This window comes from Ruminococcus flavefaciens MA2007 (assembly GCF_000621845.1).
Classification (GTDB): Bacteria; Bacillota; Clostridia; order Oscillospirales; family Ruminococcaceae; genus Ruminococcus; species Ruminococcus flavefaciens_E.
The window spans coordinates 56,236-72,347 of sequence record NZ_JHXF01000013.1; the positions used below are offsets into that span (position 1 = coordinate 56,236).

A 16,112-nucleotide genomic window follows, 5' to 3' on the forward strand; every position below is an offset into this window, starting at 1 on the left:
ATTATACTCCTTTACCTTTTATATCCCATAACTAAAAACAGATTTTCCTTTTTATTTATTGAAATATCAGTAAATCCTGCTGTTTTAAGCATATTTGCAATCTGCTCCGCAGTATATCTGGTCATGCAGGGGACTTTCTTTTCCCAATCCACATTCGGATCACCGTAATTATTGATAACTGCAAAACAGCCGTTCTTTACAAGCGAACGGTATATCTCCCTGAACGCTTTTTCAAGTTTTTTCCAGAAGAAAACTGTCTCAAAAGCGGTGATAAGTTCTATGCTGTTATCCTTGAACGGGAGCTTTTCAGCGCTGCCTTTGATTATTTTGACACGTTTGCCGAGCTCGTCTTTATTGACTTTCTGTGCCTTTTTTACGCTTTCATCTGATATATCCAGCCCGATAAACTTCGCTTTTGCACTCATTCCAAGCATACGCTTTATATTATATCCTCCGCCGCAGCCTAAATCTGCGACCTTGCCGTTCTCTGGTATTTTTATGCGTTCCAGCGCCCACTGTGCCATTGGCAAATGCTCCTTGTCCATACTGACAAGCATCACTCGTCCGAGAAGTCCTTTTGGATTTCCAAAATTATCTGTAAAACTCATAATTTACTCCTTATTGCTGTTCAAATCTGAACAGCTTTTTCGTTATAGCGTAAATTACAACAGCAACAGCTATTCCGATTATCAATACAACAGAAAATGCCCATGCAGGGCTGCAATTCATAAGTGTGTCCGCATAACCGCCCGGCATCTCCTCAACAGCACACTTGTATGTATAATCACGATTGAACCATATCTGTCCGTAGTATCCAAATGTAGAAAATGTCATAATGACTGAAGCGATCAGGTTGCCTGCTGAGCCATACTTAAATATCATGCGAACGATTTCCGCAAGCACCGCAATAACTATGACAGGTACACAGTGCCACAAATTCGCGTCCTGCATTGCAAAGAAAGCAAGAAGCATACCACATGATAAACACGCCGCAACTCCAAAAGCCCTTATTTTATCAAATGCTTTCGCTGCTACTCCAGTTACAAGCAATCCGGCGGTTATCTGATAGCAAACGAAGAAAAACGGATGTATCGCCCCAAATACGCAGACGATCACTGACATCACAACGTAAAGAACAACATAAAGCAGCACCCATAAAGCGTTCTTCGTGCTCCATTTCTTTTCAGATTTCATTCTCATTTCTCCTTATTAAAGTAGTTTTGTATCAGCCTCATCACTTCATTAAATGCAGGCTTGCAGCCTGGAATAAAGTATTGCAGTGCATAGCAGTGATGCATACCTTTTCCAACATGAATAATACACTTTGCACCTGCTTTTCGGTAGCTCTCTGCATAGCTCGGTGCAAAGGCATACAGCGTTTCAGCACTTCCGTAATAAAAATGCGTCATGGGAGCATTGCGGAAATCTCCGTGTGCCGTTGCAAGGTATATTTCAGGAATATCTCTGCCGTGACACATTATATCATGGGCAGTATACATATACTCGGCAGGTATCATGATATCCCTTTTATCGAGCACTTGTATTTCTGCTTTCTCCGTTTCTGTAATGGGAATGCTCCCGGGCGAAATAGGTATAAGCATTCCCGGCATTGGAATACTGCTTCCGCTGTCATTCAGCTCATTGATATATGTGATAAGGTCGAGTATCAGTGCTCCGCCCGATGAAAAACCAAGAAATACAATATTTTCAGCTTTATAAAACTTAAGCATTTTCGCATAGCATTCAAATATCATCTGCACATTTTCAAGCATATCATGTTCATGGCAGAGGGGATAATACGGAAACCACACATCAGCATTTGCAGTTTCTGAAATTTTTCTCGAAAGTCCCACATCGCCCTTATCCGAGCCGAGTATCATTCCACCGCCAAATACGAACAGCACCGCTTTCTTCCGCCGTTTCTTTTCTATATCAATTTCAAGGCAGTGATAATTTCCATATATCAGATGATCAGTGTAATGTGCCTTGCTGTCATCGGGCATGATGAAATGTCGGTTTTTTGCATTCATTTTCGCCGATTTTGCAAGGACTTCTTCTTTTGTACCTACAAGGCTGTTCCTGATCTTTGCAGCCTTCACCACTACTTTTATCAGCTTATACAGCGGATTATTCAAAGCATCGGGAGCTTTTACTACCTTATCATGTTTATCGAATTTCATATTATAACCACCTTAACGCAACAGATTTATTAGCTTGTCATGACAGCAACAAACAGTCCAGTAAGCATCAGAACACAGAATCTGCGCCATATTCCAAAACATATTTCACCCTTTAATTCAGTAATTTCAGAAAAATCCATGCCAACATTGCTGAAGCAAATATTTCAATAATTAGTTTATGCAACTCTTTACCGTCCCATTGTGGCTCAACATTCCATACTTCGGGAGTTTTTCCTGTTTTTTGCTTTATCAATATACCAAAAATCTTTGTTTTGGTGAACATCCACCAATCAAGAACAACAGCATCGAAGATTGAGATCATCCAGAAGAAGATCACAAAACGGAGAGTAAGCTGCCAGAAATTCATACCGGAGGTCACGCCTTGTTTTCCTGCAGATATAATCGTGATAATATACAGGACACCAATGACCAATGTCAGTATAGAAAGCGAGATTTTTCCTTTCAAGCTGAATTTTCTGCTTATCCCATGATCCTCCAATATTTTTTTCGCATTTGGAGTCATACACCAATAAGCAACCTGAGGTGCCGCGAAAGCACCAATCAGACAAAATGCAGTGAGAAGGATTATGCCGATCACACCATATACTAGATTTAATAACATTTATACCATCTCTTCACTAATAGTACTTTAAATTCTTTGAAAAGAATAAGTACAGGACGTTTTTTACCTAGAACTATTTCTTAGCAATTACGGTGATCCATGGCTTTGAAGGATGATGATCGGATTTCACACTTGTGAAACCAGCTGCTTTTAAAGCTGCTGTGATCTCAGCAGGAGTATAGCAGCGCATACCGTCAATAATGGATTCAAACTTCTTGCTCGTCTGGTCTGTACCGTCAGACTCGTTGCAAATCATAAAATATCCGTCGTCTTTCAGAATATTTGCGACCTGCGAAAAGCATTTTTCAAGTCCCGGCCAGAAGTAGATCGTTTCAAATGCTGTTACAAGCTCAAAGCTGTCGACGTCAAGTGGCAGCTTCGAAACATCACCCTGAATTACTCTGCATCTACCTGCGTCGATCATTGCCTGATTGTATTCCTTTGCCTTCTGGACAGAAAGTGCAGAGTAGTCCATTGCGGTAACATTTGCCTGCGGATATTTTTTCAGAAGCTCTCCTGCATTTCTGCCTGCACCGCAGCCAAGATCGGCTGCCTTTTTTGGAGAGAGCTTCGGCAGATGCTCAAATCCCCAGTCCGCAAGCTTTGCGTGACCTGAGTTCATACCTTTAAGCATCATCTTTCCGAGTGTACCTTCTGGTTTTCTTGTCTGACTAAAAAACTTCTTCATTAGTCCCATAACTATGATTCTCCTTTGTAATTATTCAATGCAACACTGTTCAGCTCGTATGTGCCTGTTTTGAATACGTTTTTCTGAGATATATCATATTTTTCCATTGCTCTAAACTCCTAAATTCATTGTTTTACTGCACAGAAATACACCATAGAACCTTCAACATTAAAATCAGTCAGATCATAAACCTTATGTAAACGCTTTTTCAATTTATCAGCAGTATCAAACGGCGGCGTAAACCAGCCTTTTTTAGCCAAGAAATATCGTACAAGGCTGTCAGTTATCTTTGACTCGCCCTTGATATAAAAGCAGGCTATAAAACTTCCGCCTTTTTTCAGTACACGGTAAGTTTCACGAAATGCCGCCTTTTTATCAGGAAAAGCATGAAAACCATTCATGCTGAGCACAATATCAAATGATTCATTCTTGTACGGAAGCTGTCCGACATCCCCCTGAACAAGATTGACGTTTTCAAGTCTTTTCATACGTTCACGAGCTTTAGAAAGCATATCGTCACTGTAATCAAGGCAAATAATATCAGCATTTCCCAGAACTGAATATTTGTTGTGTGTAAAAACAGCTGTCCCCACAGGCACATCAAGCAGTCTGCCTGAAAATTCATCAGGAATATATGAAAGCACTTTTTCCGCAATTTCATTATCGTCCACATTGCTCCAGAACAAACGGATATACAGCTTGCTCCACCATTTACCTTTTGTCAGAACATCATCATAGATATCACGCGACTTCTTGTAGGAGCTTTTGATATCATCATATTGTTTTAACATTATCCAGCCTTCCTTGCAACACAATGCAGACGGCAGAAGCCTCTCTTTTCAAAGGATTCCATTTGAAGTCCTGCGCCGTCACACAGCTTTTTGATATCATCTCTGCCGTATATCCGAACATCGCCCTTGCCTGTCAGGTTCACGAGCTTTACACCGATGTGATTAAACAGCCAGCGTTTAACTGACGGCTCAACTGTAATATCACGCAGAATAAATCTGCCATTAGGTCGAAGAACACGGTAAACACTATTGAAAAAATCCTGCGGATTCGGGTAATGATGAAAGCTCTCACAGCAGATCATCACATCAAAGGAATTATCAGCAAATGGCATATTCTCACAATCACCGACTATGAGTTCTACATTCTTTATATTTTTTCTTTTTGCAACTTCTATCATTTTCGGTGTCAGGTCAATACCTGTGTAATGCTTGTCAGGATATTTCTTATGCAACAGCGTCAGCATAGGACCAGTTCCACAGCCGCAGTCCAGAAGGTCGGTAAATGGCTCTTTTTCAAGCTCTGCCAGCACATCGGGATAATCCTTTTTGCACATATTATATACGCCGGCATTGTCAGATTCATATATCTCGGCAGCTTTGGTGAACTCCTTTATTGATAAGTCTTTATATTCTCTTGGTGTCATTATATTACCTCCATCGATTTAGAACGCTGTTTACCAGACATGATTGATCCAGTCAAGCAGCAACTTTTTTAATTTTTCACGCTCTGCAGCACAGTGTTTCGGATACTGCTTTTCAATCTTGAAAAGCAACCTGTATAGCGGAGAGTTTTTTGTTATCATTACATGGCTTAAATATGGGAACGCTATATGCTTGTGTGCATATGATAATGACAAGGATGCTCATATCAATTCATTCCTTCCTTGTTGTACATCAGATCATATATCTTACAGCCTGCCGCAGTTCGTGTCTGAACGAGCTTCATTCCGAGATGTACATAGCGGTCGCATTTGCCCTTGGCATCTGTATCAAGTATGCAGGGACAGCCGTTTTTGTCTGCCATTTTATAAGCAAACTCCATCAACTTCCGCATATATCCCTGTCCTTGATACTGTTCTGTAACAATCAGCATTTCAACCTTGACATAGGGCTTCTTCTGCTTTTTCATCTGTATCTCAAGTGGCTTGATGTCACAGCCGCTGTTTGCCTGTTTCAGAAATGGAAACAGTTTGCCCCAGCCGCCAAGCGCATTTTTCATTCGCCGTGCCATTTTGACAATGCTTCGGAAATTCGGATGATTTCCTTTTGTATCAGTGATGAGAATATAGCCCTCACTGTTATCGGTGCAGTAAAACGTTCCGCTTTCGATGCCTGCAATAACAAAGGATTTCATGTATTCGGTCATAGCCGATTTTGACGGAAAGAACGGCTTCAATCCGCCTTCATTTGGTTCATATGGGAAATCCCAGAACGACGCACCGATTAGTGCGGATATTTCATCTATTTTCTCTTTTGATAATGAGCGTACTTTTTTCATTGCTGTTCCTTTCCTCTGTGCATGGTCATTCTCTGAAATAATCGTAACGTTACCATCTGAAAGTCGCCCAGCGATCATTCATCTTAGGCAATAACAGTGCAAAAAGCTTTGCTCGTATGCTGTATTTCTTCATCTCTTCATTGAAGCTGTGTTCTTCCACAAACCGTATACCGTCTGTCAGATCAGCGATCTCCTGTCCCGAATCAGTGCCGGACATGAAGTGCGCATTTGTATTTTTTACTGTATCGTGATGCTTTTCGCTTTTCTGCATTGCCTTGCAGTTCTGCTCAGCGATCAGTATACCGCCGTCAGGAAAGTTATTTTTCAGAACTTCAAGAAAAGTACGTATCTGATCAAGTGTCAGGTACATAAATAAGCCCTCAGCAATAAAAACAGGTTTGGATCTTCTGCCGGCAAGCGCTTCCTGTACCGTTTTACACCAGTCGCTTTCCAGTGCATTTCCTGCAATCATCGTTACACGTTCACGTTCAGTAAAAGCCTTTCTTCTTGCAGCGATAGAATCCGGAAGGTCAAGATCGAACCACTCTATCCTGCCGTTATCTACTCTTTCAAATCTGTTGTCAAAGCCTGCACCTACATTTACAATTACAGTATCAGGGGCTTTCCTGATTATTCCTTTCAGCTGACGGTCAAGCATTATTGTTCGCGCAATTACTCCTTCATGAGACATGAACTTATCATACGGAGTGGTATCAATATTCAGTGTCTTTATGATCTCCACTGCTTTCCTGTCTTTGACACGAGCGTTTTTTCTGAGTGTTTCATTTGCCTTTACAGCAAGAGGGATAAGTGCAGTAGTCTGCACATCGCCTAATCTTAATTCCATAATAATTACTCCTTTAATATTTATTCCATACCTTTCAGCACTTCGACCATGTCTATCTTCTTTATCCTGCGCGAGAACATAAAGCTGACAAGTACAGATACAGTCATTACAAATATTGCCGCAATTATATATGTTGTCGGTGCAATATAGCACGGCCAGTCAACTGCGTCGCCGTTGGAGTCCATCATTGCCTGCAATGGTACACGTCCGAGGGGGAGCCCCAATATGCAGCCGATAATGGACAGCCACAGGTTTTGTGTAGAGAGTAGTCGACGTATAGCGCTGCTCTTAAAGCCAAGAACTTTAAGAGTTGCAAATTCCTTTTCGCGCTCATTGAATGAAAGATTACCCGAATTATAGAGAACTATGACTATCAGCAGGACTGAGAATATCACCATGAAATATACCAGCAGATTCATTATCTCCATCATCTTGTCAAAGGCAGCGATAAGATCTTTCATACTGTGAACTGCGGAAACACAGTCGTTATCGGCAGTATTTTCACAGTTGTTCTTCGATACCAGCATTACAGGTCGGAAGTCCATTCCTACTGCCTCGTAATCCTCACGCAGCATTGTTATTCCCGTAATATTCGGGTGGCGCGATATAAGTCCTATTTTACTCTCGTTCCATTCAGAACCTGTCGCTGTTTTCCAGTAAACCTTGTCTCCCTCTGAAAGTCCCAGCTTTTTTGCCTGTTTCATAGTCAGAGCAACAGTGCCTTTCCTTATGGGAGTTGTTCTGAGCTCTGTATCCGATACGCAGTAGAGCTGCTCTCCCTCGGTAACTGCCAGTTTACAGCTTATGATACCATCGGAAGTCGGGTGTTCCTTTGCAGCTATGGATATCGCTTCCATAGCTATAAGCTCACCGCCTGTCTCGATTTTTAACTCTTCAGCCTGTTCGGGAGTGCAGCTGTCATTGAGCAGCACCTGATACTCATAATTCTGGATATCATGGAAATACCAGTCACGGACATAATCTACTGTGTCATAGGCACCAAGTCCAAGCTCCATTATCATCATACCCATGCAGGTGCCGAAAACTCCCATAAACGCCCTCATTTTAGAACGTGATATATCGCGGAGATTGTACCTTACATTGAAACTGAGCTTTTTCCAGAACGGCAGCTTCTCAAAAATGCAGGGCTTTGCAGTCTTGGCAGCCGCAGGTCTGAGAGCTTCCGACGGGTGTATCTTCAGTATCTGCTTGCAGCTAAGATAAGACGTTCCCGTACATATAAACATAAGAACCGCCGCAACTATGATACTCTTGTAGCTGAATCCGGGCTGCCAGTTCGGAAGAGTGTAGAACTGACTGAACATATTCACCATAAGTCTGCCGAATGTCAGTATGCCGAGTATTATTCCAAGGATACAGCCAATCGTCGACAGTACAAAGCTGTAGCTAAGGTAGTGAGCAAGTATCTTTCGCTTTTTCATTCCGAGAGCGTTGAGCGTGCCTATCTGTGTTCTCTGCTGTGCTATCATACGTTTCATAGTGGTGATAATAACGAGCAGTGCAATAGCTACGAATACAAAAGAGAATATGTACGAAAAGCTGTCGTGCTGTGCAAGCTCGTCCGAAAGCTGATACCAGCCGCGAATGCTGTTTCTGTCGGCAAAATATGCGTAATTATCGCCAAGAGCATTTGCGATATCCTTTTCGTAGCTAAGCGCCTTGCCGTCGCAGGTAAAAATTATCTCGTTATTTATACGCATTTCCTCAGGCAGGACTTTCTGCGATAAATAAGCAAATCCTATGTTATGAAAGTCCGTATCAGTATCAGTCGAGGCGCAGGCGAATTCATATTCGGGAGTAACGATAAGTCCCTTGACTTCTTTTTCGATGTCAAGTCCCATAACATGAACTGTGAATTTGTCACCGACTTTTATTCCCCATGTCTCGGCAAAGCGGCTGAAAAGCCAAAGCCCGTCTGTATCATCCGCATTGAAGTCATCACCCTCAATCGTGCGCGGTATCGTAACATCAGCACTGTTCTGAAAATAGCAGTACATTTCCGCAGTATTGTATTTTTCATCAGCTTTTCCGAGCACCTCGGTTCGTCGCTGCACGTCTTTGACGCCGCTGATATCTGCAATTTTCTTTGCCTGTTCCTCACTGAAATCCGCACCGTATATCCAGCCGTCAGCAAAGTTTGAACTGTTTTCAAAATCGTTTCTTGCTTTGTTGCCTCCGATGACATTTGCCTGAAATCCCGTATAGCACCACATTGCTATCAGAGACAGTATCATTATTGAAAAGAACTGTGCAAAGTTAGCCTTGATGTCACGAAGCATTTTCTTTCTGAGCATTGCTGTCACCTCACCAGTCGATATCGTTTACAGACAGCGGATTCTCATTGGTCTTTACAGACTTTATCTTACCGTTCCTCATGTGGATTATGCGGTTCGCACACTTTGCGATATCCGCATTATGGGTAACAAGAATGACGGTATTTCCATGCTCGGTAGAAAGCTTTTGCAGCAGGTCTATGACCAGCTTTCCCGTTTCCGAATCAAGTGCGCCAGTAGGCTCATCGCCGAGGATTATCTTCGGATCTTTGGCAAGAGCTCTTGCAATAGATACTCTCTGCTGCTGACCGCCTGACATCTGTGTCGGAAACTTATTCTTCTGGTCAGCAAGCCCCACGCGCTCAAGCATTTCATCCGCACTCAGCGCAGATTTCTTTATGTCCTTGACAAGTGCTACATTTTCGTAAGCGGTAAGTCCTGGCAGAAGATTATAGAACTGGAATATGAAACCGATAGTATCAGCACGGTATTCCGAAAGCTGTTTATCGCTATATGAAGATATATCCTTGCCATCAACGATCACTTTGCCCTCAGTCGGTACGTCCATTCCACCCAGCATATTCAGCACAGTGGACTTTCCTGCGCCCGACTGTCCGAGTATGACTACAAATTCTCCTTTTTCTATGGTAAAGCTCACATGGTCAACCGCTACCTGCTTTCCCTCACCTTTACCATAAATTTTTACTACGTTCTCGAATTCAACTGTTTTCATATATATCCCTCCAATTTGTTAGTCTTCGCAAACTTGATATCAAAAAAATAAATCCTTCAATCTGTTATTTTCTTGCGATACTATCTCAGGATGCTTCTGAAAGAAAAAATCAAAAAGCGCTTTATATGACTCGTCGCACATACTGTGCTCCATTTTACACGCATCGATTTTTGCATTTTCTTCTCCTACGCCAAGATATCTTAACATATAAAAGAAAAAATAATACCTTCCTTTTATCTTTCTGGCAAGTTTCATTCCTTTTCTTGTCAGAATAATATGAGAACCGTTTATGCCTTCAATGTATCCTTCTTTCTCAAGTTCATGAACAGCTATACTGACCGTTGGCTTTGAAACGCCAAGTTCTCCGACTATATCAATGCCTCTGGCACTGCCGCACGATTCCTGAATTTTGAGTATAGTTCTAAGATAATTTTCCGTTTTTTCCTTACCGAGCACTAAAACACCTTCTTTAATTGTATAATAATAGTTAGTACGTAATAACTTTATATTAAGATTATATCACTAAACATTCGTATTGTCAATATGAAGCATAAAAAAGAGGCGTAACTCTTGTTGTTTTATTTCTGTCATAATATCTTTATATAAGGACAAAATTACGGAAACAGCACAGTAACTGTTGCTGCCTTCGTAATTTTAATTAATTTGATACTATTTTTTTACAGCTGCAATGTGATTCTGCATGTCGTATATAACAGGGAATTCAAATATATCTGCCAGCTGCAGTAATGTTCCTGTTCTATCGTTGAGTTCATACAAAAGCCGTATAGCTTTAATAGAATCTCCGCCACAGCGGAAGAAGTTATCAGCAAGAGTCAGGTCATCTCTGCCGAGAATATCGCAATATACTGCCAGAATTTCGGGGCATGTGACATCCTGTGATCGTTCTTCATCATTTAAACTAATTTTATGTATTATAGTACATAATACTACAATTATATATCGAGTATTATTTGTTGTAAGTACAGGAAAGAGATGTTGTCTGCATACCACCTCAGATACAGCAAAAATCATTTATAACGTAAACAGTGCTCCTTCGAGCATTAACAATCCAAGCAAAGCAAAAACCGCTTAGAAGGCTATTCTAAGCGGTTTTCTTGTGGAGCTGGAAACGTGACTTGAACACGCGACCTGTATCGAGCAGATGACGAACGAATTCGCAACTTTTATCGAAGATATTATTCGAGTCAAGAATATTTTTATGCCGTTCGCGGACGAGCTCTGTGACCACAATAGCTATCCGACAACTCAGAAAGTTATTGACACTTTCCAGCGATACACAGGTGTTGTTTCAAGTGGAAGTATGTGCATGGGACACACGATAATTGATACGAAAAAAGGTCCCATACTCTGTGAGACCTATCGTTTCACATCGCTGGGAGCCTTTCTGTATTTTGAATTGTTCAAGTGTATCGAGGAGAAATTCATGCCTGTCCGTTGCAAGAACTGTGGTCGCTGGTTCATTATGAAGAATACCACGTTCTCTCACTTCTGCAAACGTCTTATCAGCAGCAATCCTCCTAAGACCTGTCGCGATCACGCTATGAGCCACAACTTCAAGGAAAAACTCAAGAGCGATCCTATCTGGGAGATCTATAACCGTGGCTACAAACAGCACTACGCTCGCTTCATGAAAGGTAAAATGACAAAGGCTGAGTTTTCTGAGTGGGGAGAGTACGCTATACAGCTAAGGCAGCAGGCTGCTGACGGTGAGTTGGAGATTGAGGAGTATCAGAAGCTGATTAGAATATAGTTCATACAATGTTTTTCAAATCTCCCATTGAGACGGAAATGGTGCGATAGGTATAACCCGTACGACTTGTGAAAACAATGCGCTCTTGATTCCTGTTCATTAAAAGGCAGATTATAGCGGTTATTAATTCCCTTTTATAGCACTGACAATTGAGGCCGAATTCCATTTTACTATTTTATTAGCGTTGCTTTTTACAACTGTGGAAGTACGTTCTGAGCCCCAAGGTTCAATAGCTATTATTCGCTTTCCCATTTCCTGCGCCAACTCAATTTCTATATTAATCCACTTACTATAAGTAGAATAAACACCTGCGAGAATAAGGACATATGAAGCGTGTTGCATTTGATTTCTTATTGCAGCTCGTAATTCACGTTCATTATTTGCGTTATGGATAGGATCATCTTTCGGAACTGAATAATCCCTATATGAAAAATTAGGCGCATCATCTAATAAGGATATTAATTTTTCATAAGCATCACTATATGACCATGAATGGCTAATAAAAATATTATAAATCATAATTATCTCCTCATTTCTTCTTTTAACTTTGCATAGAATCGTTCAGTTTCGTACCTTTGACGATTTTCAACTGAATATTGCTCAAAATACACTCTTGATTCTTCTGAGACTTTATTTCGTGTTCTAACATATAAAGCAATATCATTAAGTGATCTCAATCTTGGCCAGTAGGTAAGGTAATCCGGTAAAGCAACCATATGACTTAAAAAAGTTGCCGTAGGCATATCAACTTGAGCAGACATCCCAATTTCAAATGGAACCCACCAAGAAGACTTTGTTTTTTCGGACATTACAACAATGAGATCGCTACAGGCATTGAGATTTTTCCTAATATGATCTGTTAATTGCTTTCCGCCGACTTTAATATCATTATCAAGTACATCCAAATATGCTGACACATCATATTTTTCAAATTCTTTCTTTAATAGAAGCGCCTGTGCGCTATCTGCGTCTTTATGAGAAATAAAAACTTTCATTTTGACCTCCTCATATTTTGTCTATGATAAACTTAACCACGGGAATAAGAAATGAAACAGAAAATAGGATAATAAATAGCCATGGTATAGCTTTTTCTATTGAGGTGAGCTTAGGATATTTATATTCATTTTCCAATTTGTCCCACTCATATGTATATGGTCGCAACGGAAGCTTCCTTTCAATTTCATTCACAATACCATATTTAACGGTACTCAGTATTGTATAGCTCTTGATTGTTTTAATCCACAAAACACAAATAACAATACCTACGACAGCAAGAATTATGCTCTTTAAATCAAGCGAAAATGAAATAACTGCCAAGAGAGCCGCATTAATCGTAATGTAGATATTATTAGAATTACTGCGTTTTTCGGTGTTGTTATTCGCCATATCCACACATGTTTTCCATTGTTCAAGAACAGCACACTCAAAATCGCCGTTATATTTTTCTTTTTTGACTGATTTAAGTTTCAATGCCTTTACTGCCTCACTTTCCATGCTTAGTCTTATCGACGAGTACGAATGTAGTCGCACCCTTGGGCGTTGGAGGAACGGTTTTGCCCTTAATAAGCGTAATCTCCGCCTTGCAGCCAACGGGTTTATACTGACCCGAAACAGGGGTTTTTGTCTTTGTAGCCATTAAGACCACTCTCCTTAAAATATATTTAAAGAGATCACACGCTTAAATTTTACTTTCTGTCGACAAAAAACTATTGCATTCTGTGAGAAAATGTGGTATAATTACAGATGTTCAGACTGACATTAGTACCTCATTTCGTATGTGATATGCTTTTGTCAACTTAAGAGATGCCCCTCACACGGGCATCTTTTTTCATGTGACCGCTTTATTGCGTATTGTCAATGATGCTTGGCATTGCCCCAAAAGCGCCTTCAATCATTTTCTGGCCTAATCTGTCATGACTTCTTATTCCAGTGAAATCACTAATGTGTTTCATTGTGCTTTCACCGAATTCGTTCTTGTCCATTAGCCATACTTCATCTCGCTGAACAGCATCATTTATCAACAATAAGTTATGCGTTGTACAGATCAATTGGGCGTTATATGGATTAGTTTCCGGATTATAAAACAGCTCTATCATTTTTTTCACTACAGTAGGATGAAGTCCATTTTCAATCTCATCAACTATAAGAATATTACCCGTACTAAGAGCATCAAAAATAGTTGGCAATATATTTAGTAGTTTTATAGTTCCATTAGACTCTATTTGTAAAAACGGAAGAACGCTTCTCTCTACTGCCTTATGATTATCATAGATATTATGTGTTGATTTAACATCCACTCTAACGCTTTTCAACACTACTGCTCGATTTTCAAAGTCCTCTGAATCAAGTGCTCGTTTTTCAACTTTTTCTTCGTTAAATTCAACTTGAATATCTTCAAGAGTGGGGTCGGCACTTTTTAAAATTTTAAGATATTTCTCTTTTTGTTCATCAGAAAATGATTCTTCACTTAGATTTGAAAGTCCTCTCAAAGCTGCCATATTAACAACCTGAATATTTGTGATAGTTGATACTATTATGGTTGCCAGTTCATTATTTAAAAACGAAGCCATAGAGAGGCATAGCGCATTGTCTTTAACAACATGAACATTATTCTCAAAAGATTTTAGCTCTGACTTTAGCGTTATACTTTCATACTTTGGAGATGTACGCTCCAATATGATTTCTGTGCGCCGCTTCTTTTTCGTAAGCTTCTCTGAAATAACATCATGGTTTTCTGCTATTGAAAAAGAATAGGTATATAGCACATCTTTGATAAGGATTTGTACTAAATATGATGTGGCTCGGCCCTTGCCGGATACATCAAACTTAAAATGATTCCTCTGAACAGCTAACTCATCCTTGAGTGGAAGCATATCGAGAAGTTGAAGATTGTTTGAAGCTCTTATCGGCGACAGCATGATAGCCCTCTGTATCTGCAAAATAATTTTGCAGAAATTAGACTTACCAGAGCCGTTTGCACCATAAATATATGCGATTTTGTTAAAACGCTGATTGTCACCAGCAATAAAAGTATGATTATTAATAACCTGCCCCTTAGGAACTGACGTCTCCATATCAAAAGTTATTGTACTGTTAAATGGTCCGAAATTGGTTGCAGATATTGACTTAAGAATGGCATTTTTCATAGCGGCCACCTCCACGCATTATATTATACACTATCTACATCGCTTTGTCAAGAGTTAATGTCGATTTTTGCGTTTTTTTGCATTTTTTCGCTTTAATACAAGAGAAACTTCACGCATTGTCGCGGTATTGTACAGAAAATGTGCAACAATGTAGTAGTTCGCAGTTTATTCGACTTACCGTATAAAACCTGCGGTAACAAGTGCCTTAATCTCTAAAATAAGTAAAACCTTTGATCATTATAACAAAAGCAGCTTATTTCATTAAAAATAGGCTGCTTTTTCAAATTTTACTTTACATAGGCTTATAAGTAACCCTTCCAATTATCTGGAAATCCCATAAGTCTTATATCAACATGAGGATACTTCTCAAGATACTGAGCGAGTGCTACGTTTTCGACTTTGCTCTTGATCGTGCTCTCCGTCAGATATTCGACTACTCCTGCCGTCTGAATGTTGACGAGTCCAATCCCGAAAAGAAGGTAGCTGAGTTCATCAGCTTCCTGCCTGTTCTGGCTTATGACGGCTCAACTATGAAAGCTATCAATGCGCAGGACGTGCTTGATATTGCAATGGCAGGAACATCTGCTACACTTCTCGCAAAGCGTTGGGAGTCGGCGTTACTTGTAAATGTTGATAATGATACGCTGCAAAGACTTATTAATAATAAAGACGCCCTCGACGCACTTATGCGTATCGAGGGATTCAGAAGCCTTAATCAAGATATCGAAACCATTATCAATAAGTCCGAGGCTGTTAAGAAAGCTAAAAAGGAAGGCACGGACAAGCTTACTCCCAAGGAGAAAAAAGAGCTTACCGAAGAGGAAAAAGAGTACAAGTCACTCCGTAAGCAGATACAGGAGAAACTTATCAAATTCGCCACTCGTGTGCCTGTATTTATGTACCTCACCGACTACCGTGAGCGTTCACTAAAAGATGTTATCACTCAGCTTGAGCCTGGACTTTTCAAGAAGTTCACAGGTCTTGATGTTAAGGACTTTGAGCTGCTGTGCTCAATAGGCGTATTCAATGCGAGCCTTATGAACGATGCTATATTCAAGTTCAAGCGTTATGAGGACGCAAGCCTTGTTTACACGGGTATCGACAAGCACGAAAGCGATGAAATCGGCGGCTGGGATACTGTTATCCGCCGTGAGGAATACGAGAAACTGTTTTATAATCAGCAGGCTACTATGGATACTCCTGAGAGCGATGAGTCTCCAACAGACACTATTGCCGCTGCTGTTACAAAAGCTGCTCCCAAACAGGAACTTGTTACTGCACAGTATGGCATACCTACTCCTGATAATAAGCCAAAGAAGCCTTCTTCTCCTGCGAAACCTAAAGCCGAATCCTTTGACGTTTCAAAAGTCAAAGTCGGCGTAAAGGTGTCACATAAAATGTTCGGCGTCGGCACTGTTGTCAAAAAGTATAAGTCTAATAAGTATGTTATAGTTCACTTCAAGGAAGGCGAGAAGCAGTTCTTGCTGCCTGATGCGTTTACCAAGGGATTTCTTGTTTTTATACAATAAAAATGATACAGTC

20 protein-coding genes are annotated in these 16,112 nt (G+C 40.4%); 2 read left to right on the top strand and 18 right to left on the bottom strand.

Annotated elements, in window-relative coordinates:
- Positions 1–11 precede the first annotated feature (11 nt).
- The 13 genes from T497_RS0107395 to T497_RS19025 all read right to left on the bottom strand — a co-directional run bounded on the left by T497_RS0107395 (position 12) and on the right by T497_RS19025 (position 10,685).
- Positions 12–608, bottom strand: coding sequence for a class I SAM-dependent methyltransferase (locus T497_RS0107395; protein WP_028515070.1), 597 nt, complete (start codon positions 606–608; stop codon positions 12–14).
- Positions 609–618: 10 nt separating this feature from the next.
- Positions 619–1,194, bottom strand: coding sequence for an MptD family putative ECF transporter S component (locus T497_RS0107400; protein ID WP_028515071.1), 576 nt, complete (start codon positions 1,192–1,194; stop codon positions 619–621).
- Between the two features lie 2 nt (positions 1,195–1,196).
- A complete protein-coding gene (locus T497_RS0107405; RefSeq protein ID WP_028515072.1) occupies positions 1,197–2,180 on the bottom strand; it encodes an alpha/beta hydrolase in 984 nt (327 codons plus the stop codon).
- A gap of 112 nt (positions 2,181–2,292) precedes the next feature.
- On the bottom strand, positions 2,293–2,802 hold the full coding sequence (locus tag T497_RS0107410) for a hypothetical protein (protein WP_028515073.1): 510 nt from the start codon (positions 2,800–2,802) through the stop codon (positions 2,293–2,295).
- A 73-nt stretch (positions 2,803–2,875) separates the two neighbouring features.
- Entirely contained in the window at positions 2,876–3,499 is a 624-nt protein-coding gene (locus T497_RS0107415; protein WP_028515074.1) for a class I SAM-dependent DNA methyltransferase, read from the bottom strand.
- Between the two features lie 116 nt (positions 3,500–3,615).
- On the bottom strand, positions 3,616–4,161 hold the full coding sequence (locus tag T497_RS0107425) for a class I SAM-dependent methyltransferase (protein ID WP_242839988.1): 546 nt from the start codon (positions 4,159–4,161) through the stop codon (positions 3,616–3,618).
- A 119-nt stretch (positions 4,162–4,280) separates the two neighbouring features.
- The gene (locus T497_RS0107430; RefSeq protein WP_028515076.1) at positions 4,281–4,925 is read right to left on the bottom strand and encodes a class I SAM-dependent methyltransferase; all 645 of its coding nucleotides are present in this window, start codon (positions 4,923–4,925) and stop codon (positions 4,281–4,283) included.
- Between the two features lie 224 nt (positions 4,926–5,149).
- Positions 5,150–5,779 carry a GNAT family N-acetyltransferase gene (locus T497_RS0107435; RefSeq protein ID WP_028515077.1) on the bottom strand — a complete coding sequence of 210 codons (630 nt, stop codon included), beginning with the start codon at positions 5,777–5,779 and terminating at the stop codon, positions 5,150–5,152.
- A 49-nt stretch (positions 5,780–5,828) separates the two neighbouring features.
- The gene (locus tag T497_RS0107440) at positions 5,829–6,626 is read right to left on the bottom strand and encodes a class I SAM-dependent methyltransferase (protein ID WP_028515078.1); all 798 of its coding nucleotides are present in this window, start codon (positions 6,624–6,626) and stop codon (positions 5,829–5,831) included.
- A gap of 20 nt (positions 6,627–6,646) precedes the next feature.
- Positions 6,647–8,941, bottom strand: a complete 2,295-nt coding sequence (locus tag T497_RS0107445) for an ABC transporter permease (RefSeq protein ID WP_028515079.1) — start codon at positions 8,939–8,941, stop codon at positions 6,647–6,649.
- 10 nt (positions 8,942–8,951) lie between these two features.
- Positions 8,952–9,653, bottom strand: a complete 702-nt coding sequence (locus T497_RS0107450; protein ID WP_028515080.1) for an ABC transporter ATP-binding protein — start codon at positions 9,651–9,653, stop codon at positions 8,952–8,954.
- Positions 9,654–9,692: 39 nt separating this feature from the next.
- Positions 9,693–10,109, bottom strand: coding sequence for a metal-dependent transcriptional regulator (locus T497_RS16165; RefSeq protein WP_051530570.1), 417 nt, complete (start codon positions 10,107–10,109; stop codon positions 9,693–9,695).
- A gap of 213 nt (positions 10,110–10,322) precedes the next feature.
- Positions 10,323–10,685 carry an acyl carrier protein gene (locus T497_RS19025; protein WP_028515081.1) on the bottom strand — a complete coding sequence of 121 codons (363 nt, stop codon included), beginning with the start codon at positions 10,683–10,685 and terminating at the stop codon, positions 10,323–10,325.
- A gap of 295 nt (positions 10,686–10,980) precedes the next feature.
- Here T497_RS19025 and T497_RS0107465 point away from each other — a divergent pair, with 295 nt between their 5' ends.
- On the top strand, positions 10,981–11,424 hold the full coding sequence (locus T497_RS0107465) for a DUF6076 domain-containing protein (protein WP_028515082.1): 444 nt from the start codon (positions 10,981–10,983) through the stop codon (positions 11,422–11,424).
- A 123-nt stretch (positions 11,425–11,547) separates the two neighbouring features.
- Here T497_RS0107465 and T497_RS0107470 read toward each other — a convergent pair whose 3' ends face one another.
- The 5 genes from T497_RS0107470 to T497_RS0107490 all read right to left on the bottom strand — a co-directional run bounded on the left by T497_RS0107470 (position 11,548) and on the right by T497_RS0107490 (position 14,570).
- Positions 11,548–11,943, bottom strand: a complete 396-nt coding sequence (locus T497_RS0107470) for a TIR domain-containing protein (RefSeq protein WP_037324631.1) — start codon at positions 11,941–11,943, stop codon at positions 11,548–11,550.
- Between the two features lie 2 nt (positions 11,944–11,945).
- Positions 11,946–12,419, bottom strand: a complete 474-nt coding sequence (locus T497_RS0107475) for a toll/interleukin-1 receptor domain-containing protein (protein ID WP_028515084.1) — start codon at positions 12,417–12,419, stop codon at positions 11,946–11,948.
- A gap of 10 nt (positions 12,420–12,429) precedes the next feature.
- Positions 12,430–12,918, bottom strand: a complete 489-nt coding sequence (locus T497_RS0107480; protein ID WP_028515085.1) for a RipA family octameric membrane protein — start codon at positions 12,916–12,918, stop codon at positions 12,430–12,432.
- Positions 12,908–13,060, bottom strand: a complete 153-nt coding sequence (locus tag T497_RS18470; RefSeq protein WP_196243023.1) for a hypothetical protein — start codon at positions 13,058–13,060, stop codon at positions 12,908–12,910. Before T497_RS18470 ends, T497_RS0107480 begins: the two co-directional genes overlap by 11 nt.
- Before the next feature lie 205 nt (positions 13,061–13,265).
- A complete protein-coding gene (locus T497_RS0107490) occupies positions 13,266–14,570 on the bottom strand; it encodes an AAA family ATPase (protein ID WP_028515086.1) in 1,305 nt (434 codons plus the stop codon).
- 353 nt (positions 14,571–14,923) lie between these two features.
- Here T497_RS0107490 and T497_RS0107495 point away from each other — a divergent pair, with 353 nt between their 5' ends.
- On the top strand, positions 14,924–16,099 hold the full coding sequence (locus T497_RS0107495; RefSeq protein ID WP_028515087.1) for a hypothetical protein: 1,176 nt from the start codon (positions 14,924–14,926) through the stop codon (positions 16,097–16,099).
- Positions 16,100–16,112 lie beyond the last annotated feature (13 nt).